Origin of the sequence: Christensenella hongkongensis, assembly GCF_000981035.1 — a bacterium.
In the GTDB taxonomy this organism is placed as follows: Bacteria; Bacillota; Clostridia; order Christensenellales; family Christensenellaceae; genus Christensenella; species Christensenella hongkongensis.
Genome location: NZ_LAYJ01000044.1, coordinates 1 through 214, shown reverse-complemented (window position 1 = coordinate 214; position 214 = coordinate 1). Strand labels below are relative to the sequence as shown.

At 49.5% G+C, this 214-nt stretch carries 1 pseudogene; it reads left to right on the top strand.

Annotation, left to right across the window (positions count from 1 at the left end):
- Positions 1 to 214 (top strand): annotated as a pseudogene (locus CHK_RS16490) (hypothetical protein); the annotation flags it as partial.

Here is a 214-nt window from a genome sequence, read left to right as displayed (position 1 = left end):
CCTTACCACACTGGGATATTTTATCAGCAGCGGCTATTACAAAATGGGCAAGCTTGCAAAAACGCTTGTATCTGTGCTTGTTCCTATCCTGCTGATCCTGTTGATCGCCAATACGGTCTTGGCAGAACCCGGCGCCGCGTTTTGGCCCATGCAGCAGGCTTTTCTCGCTCTATATACATGGATGTCCGCCAGTTTGCTCTATTCGGCTTGTGTA